The organism is Variovorax sp. GrIS 2.14, from assembly GCF_046115955.1.
Classification (GTDB): domain Bacteria; phylum Pseudomonadota; class Gammaproteobacteria; order Burkholderiales; family Burkholderiaceae_C; genus Variovorax.
Window position 1 is genome coordinate 665218 of sequence record NZ_JBJXIA010000001.1, and the last position, 17738, is coordinate 682955.

At 66.2% G+C, this 17738-nt stretch carries 13 protein-coding genes; 7 read left to right on the plus strand and 6 right to left on the minus strand.

Features of this window, described 5'->3' with window-relative positions; all coding sequences use genetic code 11:
- Positions 1–6 precede the first annotated feature (6 nt).
- The gene (locus RCH10_RS03155) at positions 7–5310 is read left to right on the plus strand and encodes a beta strand repeat-containing protein (protein ID WP_409051233.1); all 5304 of its coding nucleotides are present in this window, start codon (positions 7–9) and stop codon (positions 5308–5310) included.
- Here RCH10_RS03155 and RCH10_RS03160 read toward each other — a convergent pair.
- The 5 genes from RCH10_RS03160 to RCH10_RS03180 form a co-directional block, all read right to left on the minus strand.
- The gene (locus tag RCH10_RS03160; RefSeq protein WP_409051234.1) at positions 5307–6176 is read right to left on the minus strand and encodes an FkbM family methyltransferase; all 870 of its coding nucleotides are present in this window, start codon (positions 6174–6176) and stop codon (positions 5307–5309) included. The genes RCH10_RS03155 and RCH10_RS03160 overlap by 4 nt on opposite strands.
- Positions 6173–6949 carry a hypothetical protein gene (locus RCH10_RS03165; protein ID WP_323499222.1) on the minus strand — a complete coding sequence of 259 codons (777 nt, stop codon included), beginning with the start codon at positions 6947–6949 and terminating at the stop codon, positions 6173–6175. Before RCH10_RS03165 ends, RCH10_RS03160 begins: the two co-directional genes overlap by 4 nt.
- Before the next feature lie 10 nt (positions 6950–6959).
- The gene (locus RCH10_RS03170; RefSeq protein WP_409051235.1) at positions 6960–8951 is read right to left on the minus strand and encodes a hybrid sensor histidine kinase/response regulator; all 1992 of its coding nucleotides are present in this window, start codon (positions 8949–8951) and stop codon (positions 6960–6962) included.
- The gene (locus RCH10_RS03175; protein WP_409051236.1) at positions 8948–10102 is read right to left on the minus strand and encodes an ABC transporter substrate binding protein; all 1155 of its coding nucleotides are present in this window, start codon (positions 10100–10102) and stop codon (positions 8948–8950) included. The genes RCH10_RS03170 and RCH10_RS03175 overlap by 4 nt, the downstream gene beginning before the upstream one ends.
- A gap of 121 nt (positions 10103–10223) precedes the next feature.
- Positions 10224–12098, minus strand: a complete 1875-nt coding sequence (locus RCH10_RS03180) for an ATP-binding protein (RefSeq protein ID WP_409051237.1) — start codon at positions 12096–12098, stop codon at positions 10224–10226.
- 191 nt (positions 12099–12289) lie between these two features.
- Between RCH10_RS03180 and phnD the strand changes: the two genes are divergently transcribed.
- The 3 genes from phnD to RCH10_RS03195 all read left to right on the plus strand — a co-directional run bounded on the left by phnD (position 12290) and on the right by RCH10_RS03195 (position 13921).
- A complete protein-coding gene (gene phnD, locus RCH10_RS03185) occupies positions 12290–13309 on the plus strand; it encodes a phosphate/phosphite/phosphonate ABC transporter substrate-binding protein (protein ID WP_409051238.1) in 1020 nt (339 codons plus the stop codon).
- A gap of 2 nt (positions 13310–13311) precedes the next feature.
- Positions 13312–13557 carry a hypothetical protein gene (locus RCH10_RS03190; protein WP_261802597.1) on the plus strand — a complete coding sequence of 82 codons (246 nt, stop codon included), beginning with the start codon at positions 13312–13314 and terminating at the stop codon, positions 13555–13557.
- 115 nt (positions 13558–13672) lie between these two features.
- Positions 13673–13921, plus strand: coding sequence for a hypothetical protein (locus RCH10_RS03195; protein ID WP_409051239.1), 249 nt, complete (start codon positions 13673–13675; stop codon positions 13919–13921).
- A gap of 109 nt (positions 13922–14030) precedes the next feature.
- Here RCH10_RS03195 and RCH10_RS03200 read toward each other — a convergent pair whose 3' ends face one another.
- On the minus strand, positions 14031–15008 hold the full coding sequence (locus tag RCH10_RS03200; protein WP_409051240.1) for an MBL fold metallo-hydrolase: 978 nt from the start codon (positions 15006–15008) through the stop codon (positions 14031–14033).
- Between the two features lie 309 nt (positions 15009–15317).
- On the opposite strand from RCH10_RS03200, the gene RCH10_RS03205 reads away from it, so the two are divergent.
- From RCH10_RS03205 to RCH10_RS03215, 3 genes are all read left to right on the plus strand, one after another.
- Entirely contained in the window at positions 15318–15965 is a 648-nt protein-coding gene (locus RCH10_RS03205; RefSeq protein ID WP_409051241.1) for a glutathione S-transferase family protein, read from the plus strand.
- Between the two features lie 179 nt (positions 15966–16144).
- Entirely contained in the window at positions 16145–16480 is a 336-nt protein-coding gene (locus RCH10_RS03210) for a hypothetical protein (RefSeq protein ID WP_409051242.1), read from the plus strand.
- Positions 16481–16573: 93 nt separating this feature from the next.
- The gene (locus tag RCH10_RS03215) at positions 16574–17266 is read left to right on the plus strand and encodes a hypothetical protein (RefSeq protein WP_409051243.1); all 693 of its coding nucleotides are present in this window, start codon (positions 16574–16576) and stop codon (positions 17264–17266) included.
- Positions 17267–17738 lie beyond the last annotated feature (472 nt).

The following is a 17738-nucleotide window of genomic DNA, read 5'->3' on the forward strand; positions in this document are numbered from 1 at the left end:
ATTCGCATGAAAAAAACTTCTTCGTCCCTCCGAACGAGGCGTCCGTCGCATTGGCGATTGCGTCCGCTGGCCCTGTCGCTGGCCTGCATCGGCATGGCGCCGGCCGGCGCGCAGACCGTGCCGACCAACGCCACCCTGGGTGCAGGCGCGGCCACCGTGGGCGCGCCCATTGCCTTGCCAAACGGCGGCCTTGCGCTGGGCATCAACCAAACGTCGCAGCGCGCTGTCCTCAACTGGCAGACCTTTTCCATCGGTGCGCTGGACCGCGTCAACATCGCTCAGGACAAGGGGCCGACGAGCGTGCTGCTCAACCGGGTGACCGGCGCGCAAGCCTCACAGATCCAGGGCCAACTCAACGCCAATGGGCAGGTCTACCTGGTCAATCCGAATGGCGTCACTTTCTCCAGCACCTCGCAGGTAAGCGTGGGTGGCCTGGTGGCTTCGACGTTGAACATGGTCGATGACGCGCAGTTCAGCGGCTTCATGTCGGGCACGTCGAAGCAATTCGCGTTCGAGCTTCCCGTCGGAAAAGCCGGCACGGTACTCAACCAGGGCACCATCACCGCCGCCGACGGCGGCATCGTTGCGCTCATAGGCGCCCAGGCGCGCAACGAAGGTTCGATCAACGTGGCGCGCGGGTCCATCGGGCTGGCGGCCGGGCAGCGGGTCACGCTCGACTTCGACGGCGACGGCCTCACCAGCTTTCATGTCGACCCGACCGTGTTAGCCGCCAGCGCCAGGGCCGAGAACGCGGCCAGTGGCGTGCTGTCGGCCAGCGGCGGCCGCGTGGTCATGGTGGGCGCATCGAGCGCCGCTGAAACGGTGGTCAACCAGGCGGGGATCGTGCGCGCGCAATCCATCAGCAACCGGGGCGGCGAGATCATTCTTGGAAGCAGCGGCGGCGCGGTCGGCAATGCCATCGTGATCTCGGGTGGTCAACTCGACGTGAGTGGTGTCGAGGCCGGAGTGGCGGGCGGCCGCATCGACGTGCGCGCGCCTTTGCTGCGCATTGCCGCCGGCACGTTGAGTGCGGGCGGCGCCACGGCCGGCGGCGGCATCACGACCCAAGCCGCCATCGTCGAAGTCGGCCGAGGCGTCGTGATCGATGCGCACGGTGGCAGCGGCGCCAACGGCAACTGGACGCTGGATTCGGGCCGCACGCTGGTCGTCACCCAGGCCGACCCCATCCCCGACGCCTCGGTTGCCATCCAGCCTTTCGGCACATCGAAGCTCGCCGATTCGACACTGGGGGCCACGATGGGTCGCGCCACCGATGTGGTGCTGGCTTCGCATGCGCTGCCGCAGCAGGTCGCCAACTTTGGCGGCGGCGTGCAGTTCGACAACGGCTCGCAAGTCATCAAGACCGAAGGCCGTGCATCGCAGTTGACCGTCAATTCGGATCGAAGCGTTGTCATGGACGCGAATTCGGCGCTGCGCTCGACCGCCGGCGCGCTCAACATCGATTTCAATGCCGACGCCAGCGGCGTGCTGTTGCCCGTCACGCCAGCCGTGACCGACCGCAACGACAACAACCAGCGGGTCGGCAATATCTCCATCTCCGGCACCCGCATCGAAACCGCTGGCGGGAACCTGCGGCTCTACGGGCAGAGCGATGCGGTCAACGGACGCGCACTGGGCGCCACTTCGAGCAGCGGCGGCGGCGTGGTCAACGGCGTCACCATTTCCGACAGCGCCATCTCGACGTGCGCGCAGGCGGGCGGCGTATGCGGTGGCAGCGGCAGCATCCTGGTGCGCGGGCAAGGCGCGACCGCGGGTGGTACGGGCCAGACCGTGGTGGCGGGGCCGGGCGTGCGCGTCGATGGCGGCAGCTTCGAGACCGGCAGCGGCACCATTTCAATGGACGGCCGCGGCGGGCTGGCGCAAACCGGCGTGACGATCACCGGCCTCTTCGGCGAAGCCTTCATGACACCCTCGTCGTTGCGATCTGCCAGTGGCGACATCACGCTGGTCGGCAGCACCCGAAGCTGGACGGCCGGCGAAACCAGCGGCACGCTGCAAAACGTCAACGGCGGCTCGGGTATCGAACTGGCGCAGGCCGGCATCGCGACCGGCGGCAACGTCCGGCTCGACGGCAGCGGTGCCGACCTTACCGGCCTGATGAACCAAGCGGCCTTTCAGACGGCCGCGGCCGCAGCGAACAACGGCGCGGGGACCACGTTCGGTGCATCGAACGGCGTCACGATGGCCGATTCGAGCATCGTCGTAGGGGCAGGCAAGTCGCTCGACCTGCTCGGGACTGCGGGCAGCCGCGGTTTCTCGGTCACCGGCAACAAGGCGCCCGTGCTCACGCTCGATGCCAACGACGCCTTCGGTGTGGTGGTTCGCGCCAACGCGTCCAACGGCCTTCAGGCCGAAGGGGGGCGCATCACGATCAATGGTCGTGGCAGCGATGTGGCGCTGGCGCAATTCGGTGGTGACGCAGGCCCGACCTTCGGCATCCAGCCGCCGGGCGAATCGATTCTTGGCGCGCAGCCACGCACCCTGCTGTCGACACGCAGCGAGGCCATGACGGGCGGCAACATCGCGATCAGCGGACGCAATGTCGTGATCGCCGGCAGCGGCACCGCGGCGGTCATCGACAGTGGCGGCGCCGGGCAATCGGGAAACATCGCTGTCACCGGCACGGCCGTCGCCGGCGTCAACGCCAGCGGCATCGTGGTGGTCGGTGACACGGTCGAGCTGAATGCAAGCGCGACGTCGGCCGTCGGCAATGCCGGTCGCATCGACATGGTCGGCGACGAGTCGCTCTATGCGAACGGCCGCCTTTCTGCGCGGGGCGGTTCGGCAGGCGGCAATGGTGGCCGCATCGAAACCTCGGCGCCCGCGTTGCAGCTGCAAGGGATTCGGGTAGATGCCTCGGCATCGGCCGGCCAGGCCGGAAGTTGGGTGATCGACCCGGTGGATGTCACCATCGCCCACGGCGCTGCCGCAGGCACATTGCCGACCAATCCATTCGTGCCGCTCGTTGCATCCACCGTGCAGGACGGCGACATCAACTTCGCGCTCGACAACAACACCGGCGTGACCATCACCACCGGCACGCCGGCGCCGACCACGGTCGGCAACGTCACCTTCGGCCTCAACACCGTCATCCAGCGCACCAGCGCAGGTGCGCCGGTGAAGTTCGAGATCGATGCCAACGCGGGCATCGCGGCCTTCAACCCGACGGTGATCCAGTCGACCGGCGGTGCGCTGGACGTGGTGCTCAGTGCCGGCCTGGGCGGCGTCGGCGGCAACGTCAACTACAGCGGACAGATCACCACCAACGGCGGCAGCGTGTCGATGACCGGTACCAGCCTGTTCGCTACTTGCGGCGTGTGCCTGACCAACGCGAAGGTCGACACCCGTGTCGGGCAAAGCGATGCCAATGCAGGCGGCGCGGTGCAGCTGATCGGCACACGCAACCCCGGGGCTTACTTCTTTCTGGCGCCGGCGGTCGTCGGTCTCACGGGCTCGACGATCCAGAGCGCAACCGGTGACGTCACGCTGTCGGGCATCAGCAATGCCACTGGCACCGGCGTGCAACTGATCTCCAACTTCAACGGAACGGACAGCAGCATTTCCACCACCAGCGGCGCCATCCGGATCACGGGCGTCGGGAACTCCTTGTCGGGCAGCGGTGCGCCCACGGCAGGGCACGGCGTCGAGATCAACGGCGCCACCGTCCAAAGCGTCAGCGGCAACATCAGCGTGCACGGCCTGCGTGTGGTGCAGACGCCCGACTCGCCTGTCGGCAACGGTGTTCGCATCGTCAATGGCGGCAGCGTCACCACGCTGGGCGCGGGCAACATCGAGATCACCGGCGAGTCGCAGATCGCGGATGCCGGCATCTTTATTCAAGGGCCCACCGGCACGGGCATTCCCATTCCTGCATCTCGCGTGGCGGGCGACGGCAACGTGGTGCTGCGCGCCGCGAGCGGCGGTACGGCCGATGCACTGGCCGTTGGCGGCTCCGTCAACGCCGGCGGTGTGCTCGACCTCCGACCCGGTGGCGTCGATGCCGCAGGCAACGCCGGTGACCGCATCGCCAACCCGATCACGCTGGGCGGGACGGCGGCTAACGGCTTCGCGGTCAGCGCCGACGAACTGACGCGCATCACGGCCGGTTCGATCGTGGTCGGCAGCAACACGCAGGCCGGCAACATCGACGTGGTCGGGCCGCTGGCCATGGTGTCGCCGCTCACGCTGCAGAACGGTGGCGGCGGCAACATCACGCTCGGCGCATCGGTCAGCGCACCGCAGCTCGGCCTCTTGAGTGCCGGCAACATCACGCAGGCGGCTGGCGCCGACATCGCCGCGGGCACGTTGCTGGCGCGTTCGACCGGCGGCAATGTGCTGCTCTCGTCCGCGGCCAACGATGTCGGCGTGGTGTCGGGCGGCGCTGCCGGACGCTTCGAATACACCGATGTCAACGCGGTGACGGTCGGCAATGCGTCTGTCATCGGCTTCGATGCAGCGTCGAATACGCCGCAGGCGATCACCGCAGGTTCGATGGCGGCCGATACTGTGTTCTTGCGCACGCTGGGCGGCGACCTCTCGCTCAACACCAGTGTGACGAGCGGCAGCGGTGCCGATCTCGTGGCGGCGGCGCGGTTCCAGAACCTGGCGGCCAACACCATCGCCGGCGCACCGTGGCGGGTGTGGGCCCAGACGTGGATCGGCGAGACACGCAACGGACTGAGCGGCTCCGGGCCTCTGCCCAATCTCTACCACTGCGCGTACCTCGGGTTGTGCAGCGTCGGCGTGACGCCGGGCGACAACCATTTCATCTATGCGCAGCAGCCGACGGCCACGGTGGTCATCGGCAATGCCACTCGACCGGGTGGGTTGCCGAATCCGCCGTTCATCTACAGCCTGACCGGGTTGATATTGGGCGATACCGGGTCGAGCTTTGCCGGTGCGTTGTCGTCGCCCGCCAACGCGTCGAGCCCGCCAGGCGCGTACCCGATCAACGGCGCCTTTGCGTCGGCCGCGGGCTATGCGGTCAACGTGGTGCCGGGCCAGCTCAACGTCGGTGCGGTGCCTGCACCTTCGACCGCGCCGGTGTTCGTGTTGGCCCAGTTGTCTCGATTGCCCAAGCCCGATGTGCTGCGCGAGATGCCCGACAGCTGGATCTACGACCGCAATATCGGCGCGCCGCCGATCTGTTTCGCCACGGGGCCGCTGGATGGCGAGCGTGCACAGCAAGGCGGCGACGTGCTCGCCAGCGAATGGTCTCGCGTGCGCTCCCGGCCCAACCTCACGAGTTGCGTCGACACCGAGCGGCGCAACGGCTGTTCGGACTTCTAGGGGCCGAGGTCTGCGGGGTCGGGTGCGGCCAGCAGCGCGGCATAGGCCTGCTGCGCGCCAGCCTGCAGCGTGCCGCGCTGTTCCAGCAACGCGACGCAGCGCAGCGCCAGGTCGAAAGAGCCGTAGCAGCTGTGCGCGATGGCGGCGAGCTGGCGCAACTGCGCATCGCTCATGGCGTCGGGGCGCGTGAGATCGCGCACGTAGACGATGTCGGCCTCCAGCAGTTGACGCAACCCGCGGCCGCCGTCGCCGGGCACCACCGCCGGTGCGATCGGAGCCTGCTTGATCTGGTCGTAGCAATGCGGCATGAAGCCCTGGCGGCGCAGTTCTCCATCGATCTCGCCGAAGGGCGGCTGGCCCTTGTACAGCGTGACGAACGAGACTTCGGTGTGCACCGCGACCGCTTCCCGCAGCTTCGTGCGGCCGCCCTGCAGCACAGCGAGTTCGCTGCCCTGCACGTCGAGCTTGATGAGGTCGAGGTGCGTGATGGTGTCGAGTGCGTCGAGGCGGTGGGTCTGTATGGACACCCGCTGCAGCACCTCCGCCAGCGGCTGCAGCCCGGTGAAAAGCGCGAGTGCCGCAGGGTCGGGTTCGAACAGGCTGGTCATGCCGCTGCCCCGGCAAATGTGCAGCGAGTGGACGGCGCCGTCGCCCAGTGCGTAGGGCAGATAGCGCGCCAGCGGACCCTGGGTCGCCTGCAGCGTGTCGAACGCATCGGCTTGCGGTTCGAAGCCGGTCACGCGGCACCTGCCAGCCACCAGCATCGACGCATAAGGCGGCTCGCCGTCGATCGGGTTGGCGCCGACGTCGACGACCTCGGTCAGTCGTGCCGGCGCGATCAGCGCGTAGATGCCGGTGTTGTTCATGTGTGCGACAGGTAGCGCGCGAAGTTGCCCGTGTAGGTGCGCTGACCCTGGTGCGCGAGGTTCGATTGCGTGTCGATGACTACCTGTCCGCCCGCGGCACGCCAGCGCCGACAGAATGCGAAGTCTTCGCTGAGGTAGCGGCCGCCGTCCGGCTCTTGCATCGTGTCGAAGAAGCGGTAATGCGGCCAGCCGGCTTCGGCTGGGTCGTCGCTCGCATCGGGGGTGTAGCGCAGCTCGGAAAACTGCGACGCCATGCGATCGAACACGCTGCGCTCGATCAGCATGAACCCGGTCGGCGCCTCCGCCACTTCGACAAAACCATCGGCATCGGCTGCGTGCGTTCCGGCCAATGCATTGACCGGAAAGCGTGCGTAGCGGGCCTCGAAATCCGCGCGTGTGCTGCCCGCAGGCAAGGCCGCTTCGAGTCCTGCGCCGGGCCAGCCATCGCGCTTCTGCGGATAGATGCCCGCCACCACATCGCGCCCCGACAGCAGCAGCCGCAGTGCCGCCTGCGGCTCGAAGCCGATGTCGGCGTCGATCCAGAAAAGATGTGTCCAGCGCGTGTCGGCCATGAACTCGGCGACGAGCCGATTGCGGGCGCGGGTGACGAGGCTGTCGCCATCCAGAAATCGCGTCTGCATCGACATGCCGTGCGTCCAAGCGGTGTTGACGAGCCCGAGCAGGCTGCGCACATAGATCGAGGTCAGCACGCCGCCGTAGTTGGGCGTTGCGACGAACGGACGAATGTTCTTCAGCGCGGTGAGATCGAGCATCGGCGAATTGTCATGCTGTCTTCTGCCGACGTGTCGACAGCAACGCTCGCAGTTTGGCCGGCGCCACCGGCTTGGTCAGCAGCATGACGCCACCTTGCCGGAGCCGCTGCAGCACCTCCGGCCCGGTGGCGCCCGACACCAGCACCGCCAGCGCATCAGGCTGCAGCTTGCGCGCGGCTTCGATGACGGTCATGCCGTCTTCGTCGCCTGCCAGTTGCAGGTCGCACAGCAGCACGTCGAAGTGCACGGCAGGCTCGCCGAGAAGCACCACTGCTTCGCCGAACGTCGCGGCCAAGTTCACCTGGCAACCCCATTGCTCCAGCAGCATCCGGCTGCTTTCGAGGATGGCCGGATCGTCGTCGACGACCAGGCAACGCAGGTGCGCCAACGCCGACGGTACGACCGGTTGCGGCATCGGCGGTGTGACATCGGCGAGCCGGGCTTCGGGCAGGTCGAGGCTGAAGGTGCTGCCGTTCTGCAAGGCAGAGCGCACCGCGATGCGGGTGCCGAGCAGCCTCGCGATACGTGCGCAAATCGCCAGCCCGAGTCCGAAGCCCTGGCGCCGATCGCGCTCGGTGTTTGCGACTTGGTAGAACTCTTCGAAGATGCGGCTCTGATGGATCGGCGCGATACCGACGCCGTTGTCGCGCACCTCGATGCGCACTGCGCCTCCGCGGCGTCGCGCCATCACCAGCACCGTGCCGTCGAGTGGCGCATGCCGCACCGCGTTGCTCACGAGGTTGCCGACGATGCGCAGCAGCAATGCAGGGTCGCTGCGCACCGCCAGATCGTGATCGCGCCAGACCAGCCGCACGCGCGCTTCGCTGGCTTGCGATGCGTGCTGCGCTTCGAGCTGATCGAACAGCATCGCGAGCGACACGGCGGTGATGGCGGGCGTCAGAACCTGTGCATCGAGGCGCGAAATTTCGAGGAGGTCGTCGAGCAGCACGCCCATGAATTCGGTGCTCTCCTGCAAGCGTTGCACGGCGGGCCGCTGCGTTGGCGTGGCAGTCGGCATCAGGCCATCGATGAAGAGGCCCATCGCGTGCAGTGGTTGCCGCAGGTCGTGGCTCGCCGCAGCCAGAAAACGTGCGCGCGACAACGCCGCTTGCTCGGCCTCGGCCATGCGCTGCAGTGCCACGGCGGTGGCCTCGCGCACGCGCTCCTCGCTGACCTGCTGGTTGCGCTGCAGCCGCTCGGCGAGCCGGTTGATGTCGTGCGCCAGGTTGGCGACTTCGTGCGTGCCGCGCGGCACCGATTGGGCGCCTTGCTCGTCCTCGGTCGCGCCGCGTCCGACGACGTCGCAACGCGCGTCGAAGTTACCGGCTTCGAGTGCCGCCACCGTGCGCGACACGCGGCGCAATGGCGATGCCACCGCCCGTGCCATGTGCCGCACCGACGCCCATGCGGCGAGCAACGCCACCAGCGCGATGCCGATGCCGGCCATCAGCGAGCGCGTGCGTTCGCGGCCGTATTCGGTGGTGTCGCGAAAGGTCTGCACCACGCCGATGGGCGCGTCGCCTGCGGCCGTCGAGCCCTCGGGCGCGAAGGCGCTGGCACGCGAGGCTTCGCGCACCGTAACGGGTGCGGTGAACATGCGCTGCCGCTCCATCGGCGCGGTGCTTGAACCAGCGGTGACGAAGACGCCAGCGCTGTTGCTGATCTCGATGCGCACCACCTGGCCGCCGCGCAATGCCGCGTTGGCCACGTTCTGCAGGGCCGGCACATCGCCCGCGTACAGGCTCAGGTCGGACATGGCTGCGACCTGTCGCGCCACCGCCTGGCCTTCGGCATCGAAAGCGCTTTCGAGCGTGCGCAAGCGACTGTGGGTGAACCACGTGGTGAGTGCAATGGCGACCGCGGCGCACGGCACCACGCCGAGCCGGATCAGGTCGCGCTGCAGATTGCCTTGCACGACGAGTGGATGGCTTTGCGAGCGCGACGCTTGCGCCGCAGCGGCCACCGGCGCGGAGTGCGCTACACCCGGGCTCGGCGCGGTCATCGAACGGCAGTCAACCGGTCGGTCAGCTCCCGCTCGTCCGGCACGCGCAAGTTGAGCCCGCGCGCCACCGTCGAGTTGACGCGTACCGTGGCCGGCGTCGCGGCTTCGACCAGCACGCCGGCTGCGTTGGTGCCCGCACCGTTACCGCCAGCGCCGCTCACCAGCTTCAGGCCCATGGTGCGCGCCTGCATTGCCAATTGCGATGGCGTCGACACCGCGGCGGCCAGGCCACCGGAGCGCACCAGACCTTCGTTGGCGCCGAACACCGGGAGCCCCGCACCGGCGCCCGCGTGCAGCACCGCGAGCGTCGCGGCCTGGCTGTCGCCGATGAGGTCGGGCAGCACCATCAGCGCATCGTTGCGCGTCAGAACCGCACGCAGCGCGGCGCCGAGCGACTTGGCATCGGGCGCGTATTCGATCTGCAGGTCCCAGCCCTGCGCGGCGCGCTGCAGTTCGCGCAGCAGCGGCTCCGACTCGGCCGTGGCAACGACACCGAGCCGCCGCTTGCCAGGCAACACCGCATCGACCAGCACCAGCTGATCGGCCATGGCCGGGTCGCGCAGCAGCACGCCGACGCGGCGGTCGGGCCGCTTGAATGAGGGGCTGGTTTTCAGGCCTTCGTAGTCGAGCCGCGTCAGCATCACGAGCAGCAAGGGCTCACGGCCGGGCCGCTCGATGGCCGCGCGTGCAGCGCTCGGGCCGACGGCCATGGTGATGCTGGCGTCGGCGGGAACGATCGGGCTCGCGGCAGCGCTGGCGCGCATGCTGCGGGTTCGCACGCCGGTCACGACGCTGCGCTCTTCATCAGCGGTTGCTGTTGCGGCGGCGGCGGCGGCGGCGGTTGCGATGGCGGTTGCGGCGGCGGAGGCAGTCGACAGGTCGGCGCCGCCGTTCGACATCCGCACCACGTCGAAGCGGCTGTTGGGGTCGCGCGCATCTCGCGTCTCGCGCAACTGCCGCAAAAATTCGGTGTGCGGCGCGGTCTCGTCGGCTATCAGCACCGTCAGCCCGCCGGCGTGCGCACCCCCGCCGAGCAATGCGGCGCCCACAGAGGCAACGCCGACGCCGACGCGCAACGCACGCAGAAGCGTCCTGAGGTGATTCGCAAACATGGGCAGCACGATGCAGCTCAATGTACGGACCCGGCTCATTTCACGCGATAAGGCAGAAGGCCGGTGTCGCGCGTCCAACGGTGGCGTTGCGATGTCGGGCGGCAACGGGTCGCGGCCTGTCGGTCTATGCCCGATGGACTAGCCACCTGCACAACATGCTTCAGATCGTTTCGCGCACTGCCGCCAACTGCGCCGCGATGGCCTGTCGCAAGGCTCGCGGCGCTACCGGTTTGTAGAGCACGGCGACTCCGGCGGCCGCCACTTCGCGCAGCCGGTCGGGCTTGGTTTCTCCGGTAACCAGCAGCCGTGCTGTCGCCACCCGGATGCCGCGCGGATGCCGCTCGAGCGCGGTGATGACGTCGAGCCCGTTGTCGCCACCCTGCAGCAACAAGTCGCTCACCACCACGTCGGGCGGGCTCTCCCAGCGGTCGGCCAGCGCCAGCGCTTCGGCCCGGCTTGCCGCCGCCAGCACGGTGGCACCCCAGTTGCTCAGCACCACCTGCAGGCCTTCGAGAATGGTGCGCTCGTCGTCGATGACCAGCACCCGCACGCCGTGCAGATCGGCCTCTTCGTCGTGCCCGCCGAGCGTGGTGCCGCCCACCGGTTGGCCCAGCGAAGCGGTGGGCGCCGCGCCGCGCACCAGCACGCGCACCGACGTGCCTTTCTTCGGCCGCGAGATCAGGTCGACCCGCGTGTTCAGCAAAGACGCCAGCCGCTGCACTGTCGCCAACCCAAGGCCCATGCCGCGCGCGCCACGGGTCGCCTGCTTGCCCTGGTCGACTTGGTAGAACTCTTCGAACACCTTCTGCTGGTGCTGTGGCGCGATGCCGATGCCGGTGTCCCACACGTCGATGCGGACGCCCTTGCCGCGCCGCCGAGCGCCGATCAGCACGCCGCCCTCGGTCGTATGGCGCAGCGAGTTCGACACCAGGTTGTTGAGGATGCGCGAGAGCATCACGTAATCGCAGCGCACCCATGCGTCCGTCTTGCGCACCACCAGCCGCAGGTTCTGCTGCTCGGCCACCGCGCGAAAGTTGCGGCTGATTTCGTCGAAAAGGCGGTCCAGCGGAAAGTCGGTCCATTGCGGCTGCAGCACGCCGGCATCGAGTTGCGACAGATTGAGCAGCTCCGAAAAAAGCCGGTCGAGCGAGTCGACGCATTCCTTGATGTGCTCGATGCGCTGCAGCCGCGACGGATCGGTTTCGCCATTGGCAAGCCCGTCGGAGAACAGCGTGAGTGCGTGCAGCGGTTGCCGCAGGTCATGGCTGGCAGCGGCCAGCAAACGGGTCTTGGCCTGGCTCGCGATTTCCAGCTGCTCGTTCTTGCGCGCGAGCTCGGCGGTGGCGTCGCCGATGCGGCTTTGCAGCATGCGCTGGCTCTGCACCAGTGCGCTCGCCGCCTGATTGAAGCCGCGCTGAAGTCGACGCACTTCGGTCGAGCCTTCGACCGACACGCTGGCGTCTTCGCCGGCGCCGAGCCGGTCGACGGCTTCACCCAGCGCCTTGATCGGCGCGCTGATACGACGCGCCGCCCACCACCCCGCGAGCCCGACGCCCGCCAGGCTGGCGGCCAGCACCACCAGCACGTTGAACCACACCGCCTTGCGCACCGCATGCACCGCGTCGAGGCTGATCTCGACCATCACCTTGCCGATGCGCGCACCGTCTTCTCCGACGATCGGCACCACGGCGCGTAAGCCCTCGTCTCGCGTGCGATCGACCGTCTCGGAGTTGGCGACGATCTCGCCGTCTTCCGACCAGATCTGCACCTGTTGCACGTGCGGCTGTGCGATGCCGGCTTGCGCAGTGCGCAGCAGGGCGCGCCGGTCGAGGTGGGTCAGCGGCTGTTGCGCCAGCGTCGCGACCTGCAGCGCCACGGTCTGCGCATTGGCGCGCATCAGGTCGGTCACGCTCGTCAGGTGTTGCCCGGTCAGCACGCCGATGGCGCCCAGCGTCGCGACTGTGGCAGGCAGCAACGCCAGCAACACGAGCTGCTGTGCAAGGGACAGGCGGGGCAAACGCGAGAAAAACGTCACGAATCTGTGGCTAAGTTGGTATCTAATTGTGTTCCGCACAGTCCCCCTTTGAACAGCCCTAGTCGATGCAGGCCCCTGCCACTGCCGCCCCCACTGCCGCCGCCACCGCCCCCCGCACGTCCGCATTCGCCGCTACCTGCGCCGGGGACAGTCCGGTCCGCCATGCCGGTCTCGCTGGTTTCCCGGGCGCTTTGTTACGTTTTTTCGAATTTTTGTCGGCGCTCTTGGTCTGCGGATTGCTGTCTGTGTCTTCACTGGCAGGCGCCCAAACCGCGCCGCAGCTCGATGTAGCGCCGGTTCGCTTCGGGATTCTGCCTCTGGGCGGCGCCTTCGAATCCCGCAACGACTGGGAGCCGGTGCTCGCCGACCTGAGCCGCGCCATCGGTCGGCCCGTGACGGTGCTCTCGGTGACGTCGTACGAAGCGCTCGAACAGGCCATCCAGCGCAACCAGGTCGACATGGCGTTTCTCTCTGGAAAGATGGCGCTCGACGCGGTGACGCAACGCCGCATGAAAGTGATTGCACAGGTCACGCGGCACGACGGCATGCCCGGTTATCGATCGCTGTTGCTGGCGCGCAAGACCGGCCCCAAGACCTCGCTCAAGGACCTGCTCGATTCGCCCGAACAGTGGCGTCTGGCGCGCGGGGAAAGCCGTTCGGTGTCGGGCTTCATCGTGCCGCAGCTGCAGTTTTTCTTGCCGCACAACATCGCCATGGAAACGCGTTTTGCGAGTGAACTGGTCGGCACGCACCAGGTGACGGCGCTGGCCGTCGCCAACGGCGAGGCCGATGTGGCGACCAACAACACGGCCGACTTCGAGCGCTTCAAGCTGCAGTTTCCGACCGAGGCGGAGCGGCTGCAGGTGATCTGGGAATCGGATTTGATTCCGCATGCGCAGATCGTCGTGCGCCGCGACTATCCGCCTGCATTCCAGGCGAAGGTGCAAGCCTTTCTGGTCGCCTTTGGCCGCGGCAAAGGGTCGCGCAGCGACGCGGAGCGCGCCATGCTCAAGTCGCTGCACGACCTGGCTGGTTTTCTGGCAGCAGACAACGGCTCGCTCATGCCGGCCGCCAAGCTGGCCTATCAACTGGCGCGGCAAAGCGCGATGAGCGCGCAATGGGTCAACGAAGATGCGCGTCAGGCACGCCTGCAGCGCATCGAAGCCACGTACGCCGAGCAGGTCGCCGCGCTGCGCGAAGGCGCACCTTGAGCGTGAAGGCGCTGCGGTCGTCGTTTGGCCCCAACTGCTACTGGTGCAGCCTGCCGATGGACTTCGACGAGCCCTACGGACGGCCCGAGTCGGCCACCATCGAACACCTCAACGATGCCACCCTGGGCGGGGTGCGCAAGCAGAGCCATCGGCGTCTGGCGCATGCTGTCTGCAACCAGATGCGCAATGAGTTCAAGCTGCAGGCCGAGCGGCAGTTCAAGCAGTGGATCGAGGCGCGGCGGAACTGAACTGCCAACGGGCACACGGGCGAACAGGCGGCGAGCTCACGCGGCGGCGGCTGACAAAGCGCTGGCCGGGGCGGTGTAACCATCTGCTTCGTCCAATCAATATCCGGAGAACCCAATGAAGAAGATCCTGTTCGCGCTTGTTGCATCCGTCGCCGTCCTCAGTGCCCACGCCCAGGTCGGCAAGGCCGCCTCCGAAGCCACCGACTCGGTCCAGCACAAGATCGACGAGAAGCGCGCCGACAGCGCGGCCAAGAAGAGCGGCCCGGTCGGCAAGGCGGTCAACAACGTCAAGTCCGGCTATCACAAGAATCGCGCGAAGCGTTCGGCCAACAAGGCCAAGCAGTCGTTGAAGAACGCGGGCTGATGCCAACAGCGGTCGGATCACCCGGCCGCCGTAACCGCTACCGAGTCTGCAGATCGAGTGCAACTCGATCGATGCGGCGGGCGATGCTCACATCGATTCGTCGACTTCCTTAGTTCGTCGAACATCCAGCGGCGCAGGCACCGGTCGAGGTGAACTCCATCGCGATGCCAGACAACGGCACATACACCGGCACCTTTACCGCCTTGATAAATGCTTCGGTCTTGCTGCCGGGGCGCACCTTGCCGCCCACGGTGCCGACCTCGTTCGCGTGCGACGCAATGACCGATACCGGCTTTACCAGCTCATTCATCACGAATGCTGCCTCGGCCGGGCCGGTGGTGAAGCCGTCGCCCATGTTCATGACGGCCAGCTTCGCCTTGTAGAGATCGCGCACCACGCGCTCCTGGTCGGCGGTGACACCGGTGTCGCCGGACAGGTACGCGACGAGCCCGTTGCTGAACCACAGCACGTAGCCAGTCGCCAGTCCCACGTCGCCGGCAATGCCCGCGTCTTTCATCGACTTGCCGAGCTCGCCGCCGATGTACTCCGGGTCGACGCCGTTGCTGTGCATCGCAGTCACCGTCGCGATGCGCACGCCGCCCACTGTCACGCTGCCGCCGAAACGCGCGAGCATCGAGTTGGCAGGGTCGCCGCCGAGCGCCTTGAGCTTGGCCGCGAAGAACGGCGGCATCTCGCTGCCGGTGACGATCTTCGACTTCTTGGCGAGCGCGATGTTGACCGCGTTGGAGTTGGGCACGTCCGACACCGACATGTCGGGGCTGGCACACGTGCCTGCGTTGGGCGCCTTGTTGTGCGCGTTGCCCAGGTGGTCGCCGTGCATGTGGCTCACCAGCAGGATGTCGATCTTGCCGAGCCGCGGATCGGTGGCGCCCGCCACCGTGCGACCCGGGTCGTAGAGGATGCGCGTACCGTTCGGGTCTTCGAAAATCAGCGCGCGGTCTTGCGCACAGAACTCGCCGTCGATGCCGCCGAGCGGCGTTACCTTGACGTTCTGCGCCAGCGCGGGCGTGGCCAGCAGGGCCGACAACGCGGCAGCGGCCGCCATGAACTTGATCGATCGATTCATTGAATTTCCGGCAAATTTGAAGAAGAAGGGGAAGGGAAAAGACAAAGCGAAAAAACGAGTATCGCGGCATCGGGCCGTGCCACGCATGAGTCGGTGCAGTGACCTTGAACTTGACTTCGACTTCTGAAGCCCAGCGCTGCCGGATGGATGCCGGACATCCATTGGGAGGCCGCTATTTGCGTCGGCGTGTACCTGGATGAGCAGGACGCGATCGGTGCCGTTGCGCCGCATGCAGGATCGGGCACGCCGCTCGCGAAGAGTCACGGGAATAATCGGCCAGAAGTCGCCGTTTGGGTCGCAAGGAGAACCATGCTGAAAGTCTACGGATTCGGACGCGTCAACTCGGCCGCCCGCGGCCACACCCGCGACCTGCGGGTTCTGTGGGCACTCGAAGAAATGCAGATGCCCTTCGAGCTCATCGGCATGGATCATCCGGCGCATGAACTCAACACCGATGCCTACCGCAAACTGAATCCGTTCGAGCAGCTTCCGGCGATCGATGACGACGGGGTCGTGCTGACCGAATCGGCGGCGATTCTGATCTACCTTGCGAAGAAGGCGAACAAGTTGATTCCAAGTGATCCCGCGGGCGAGGCGCAGGTCATCCGCTGGTGCTTGGCAGCAATGAACTCGATCGAGCTACCGCTGATGAGCGTCCTCTACATCGATTGGACTGCCGACGGCGGCGCAGGCGCGGCCAAGCCCAGGCAGTTCATGGCGGGCTGGGCTCAACGCTTGTTCACCGGACTGGAGCGCTGGCTGAAGGGCCGTGAGTTCGTGGCCACCGACCATTTCACGGTGGCCGACATCCTCATGTCGCATGTGCTCTCGGAGGTCAGAGATGAACGGCTGCTGGAGCCATTCGAGAACATCCGGAGCTATCGCGACCGTTGCGTGTCTCGGGCCGCATGGCGGCGAACGATGGAGAAGTATCTGGCTCGGGTGGAAGCGGGCTGAAATTGGCAGCGCGGCCGTCGAAGCCCCGGGGCCCTTCTTCGCGTCTTCGCGGGAACTGGTCTCAAGGTCTGCTTTTGAGACGACGCTATGTCGGGTGAGGCTCCGAATGTTCCGGCGATCCTGTGGCGGGATTCGGGCCAATAGCCGACCTTCCATTGCACACTTCTGTCGAGGCCTTAATGAGTGAGATGCACGATACAGAAAATGCGTTGGCGCGAGCGGTCAAGGCGATCTACGACGCGTCTGATTTGAATCGCGAGATCCAGCCTTTGCTTGCACCACTGCTTGACGAACTGCTAAGCACGACGAGCGCGACTTCCGTCAGGGATGTGCTTCCGGAGTTTCATGACTGGACGATCCCAACGCGCGTCCAACTTGCTATGCATGTACGAATCCTTAGTCTCGACGGCGCAAGGCCTTCTGACGAAGCACAGCTGGCCCAGTTTCTTGAACTGTTTTACGAAGATATGCCAGAGTGGGCAGCGGCCTTGCGAGCAAACTCACAAGTCGCCTAACGGCCAAAACCGGACGTTTAAAGAGCCTCAGAGTGAACCGATAGATCCTACAAATCCCAACCGAATTAACTTGCCCCCGAGGAGCCATTTCTAGTGCTGACGCAGACACTGCAAGACGACCGTGATTCATTTGAGGTCTCAGTCCGCAAAGCGGCCATAGGTTCGCCTGTCGTTCTTTTTTCAGTTGGATCGGGCGGTCAGCCGGAACGGCTCTCTACGCTCCTGGACGCCTTGGCTGAATCTGGCTGCACGGTTGTTGCACCGCATTTTGAGCGACTTGCCTCGACTACCCCAACAGAGGAGGAACTGACCGTTCGGGCTAGACGCCTCACCGTTGCACTGGATGCGTTTATTGAGCCCTCCGCAAGAGCAATAGGCGTCGGGCATTCGATCGGCGCTGCCATCCTCGTCGCAATGGCCGGAGCTCAATTGTGGCTAGGGCCAGGTCGTCGCGTCAGCATCGCACTGGACCGTCGCTTGGCTCGCCTGGCCCTTTTGGCGCCGCCAACCGGTTTTTTTCAAGCTCCGAACGCACTCGATGCAGTGGGTGTTTCGGTTTTGGCGTGGGTGGGGTCGGCCGACAGCATCACCCCGCCAGCCCAAACAGAATGGCTTGCACGTGCCATGCACGACCGGAACGTTGTGGATGTCCGCATCACCGAAGGCGCTGGCCATTTCTCGTTCATGGACCTTCCACCGCCGCACACCACCGAGCCACATCCCAACAAGCAAGCGTTTCTGCGAGATTATTCGAATGAGATCTGCAAGTTCGTGGGGGTCGCGTAGAACTAGCAGGAGGGCGTGTGTGTCTCTGCCGCCTATGCGCTCCGTCGATCACAGATTCGCATTGGTGCCTTGGCTGACTCGAAAAAACGGCGGTGGCCCCGAGGGTTCGGCCGTCGCAACCGGCTACATTCGGCCAGGAGCCGCCATTCACACAGGGCACTTTCATGTCTTACCCCAAAGTCCTCACCAAATCTGAGCCAACGGTTCTTCACCGTCTGAAATGCGGCGAGTGCGGCTGAAATCTATCGCTGCTTGCCGCCACGGACGCGGTGCTGTGTGCCTGCCCATGGTGCGGCTGCGAGGATCTCTCCATCTCCACATCGACTCGTCACGGTGTCGGCATTGAGATTGAATGCGAGGTGCACGGAAACATCACCGTGAAGGTCCTTGACGAGAACGTGCAGTTGCAGGACTTCTCTCCCGATCCTTTGCGGTGTCCTTTTTGCGGCGTAGATGTCGCCGCCTGAAGGTC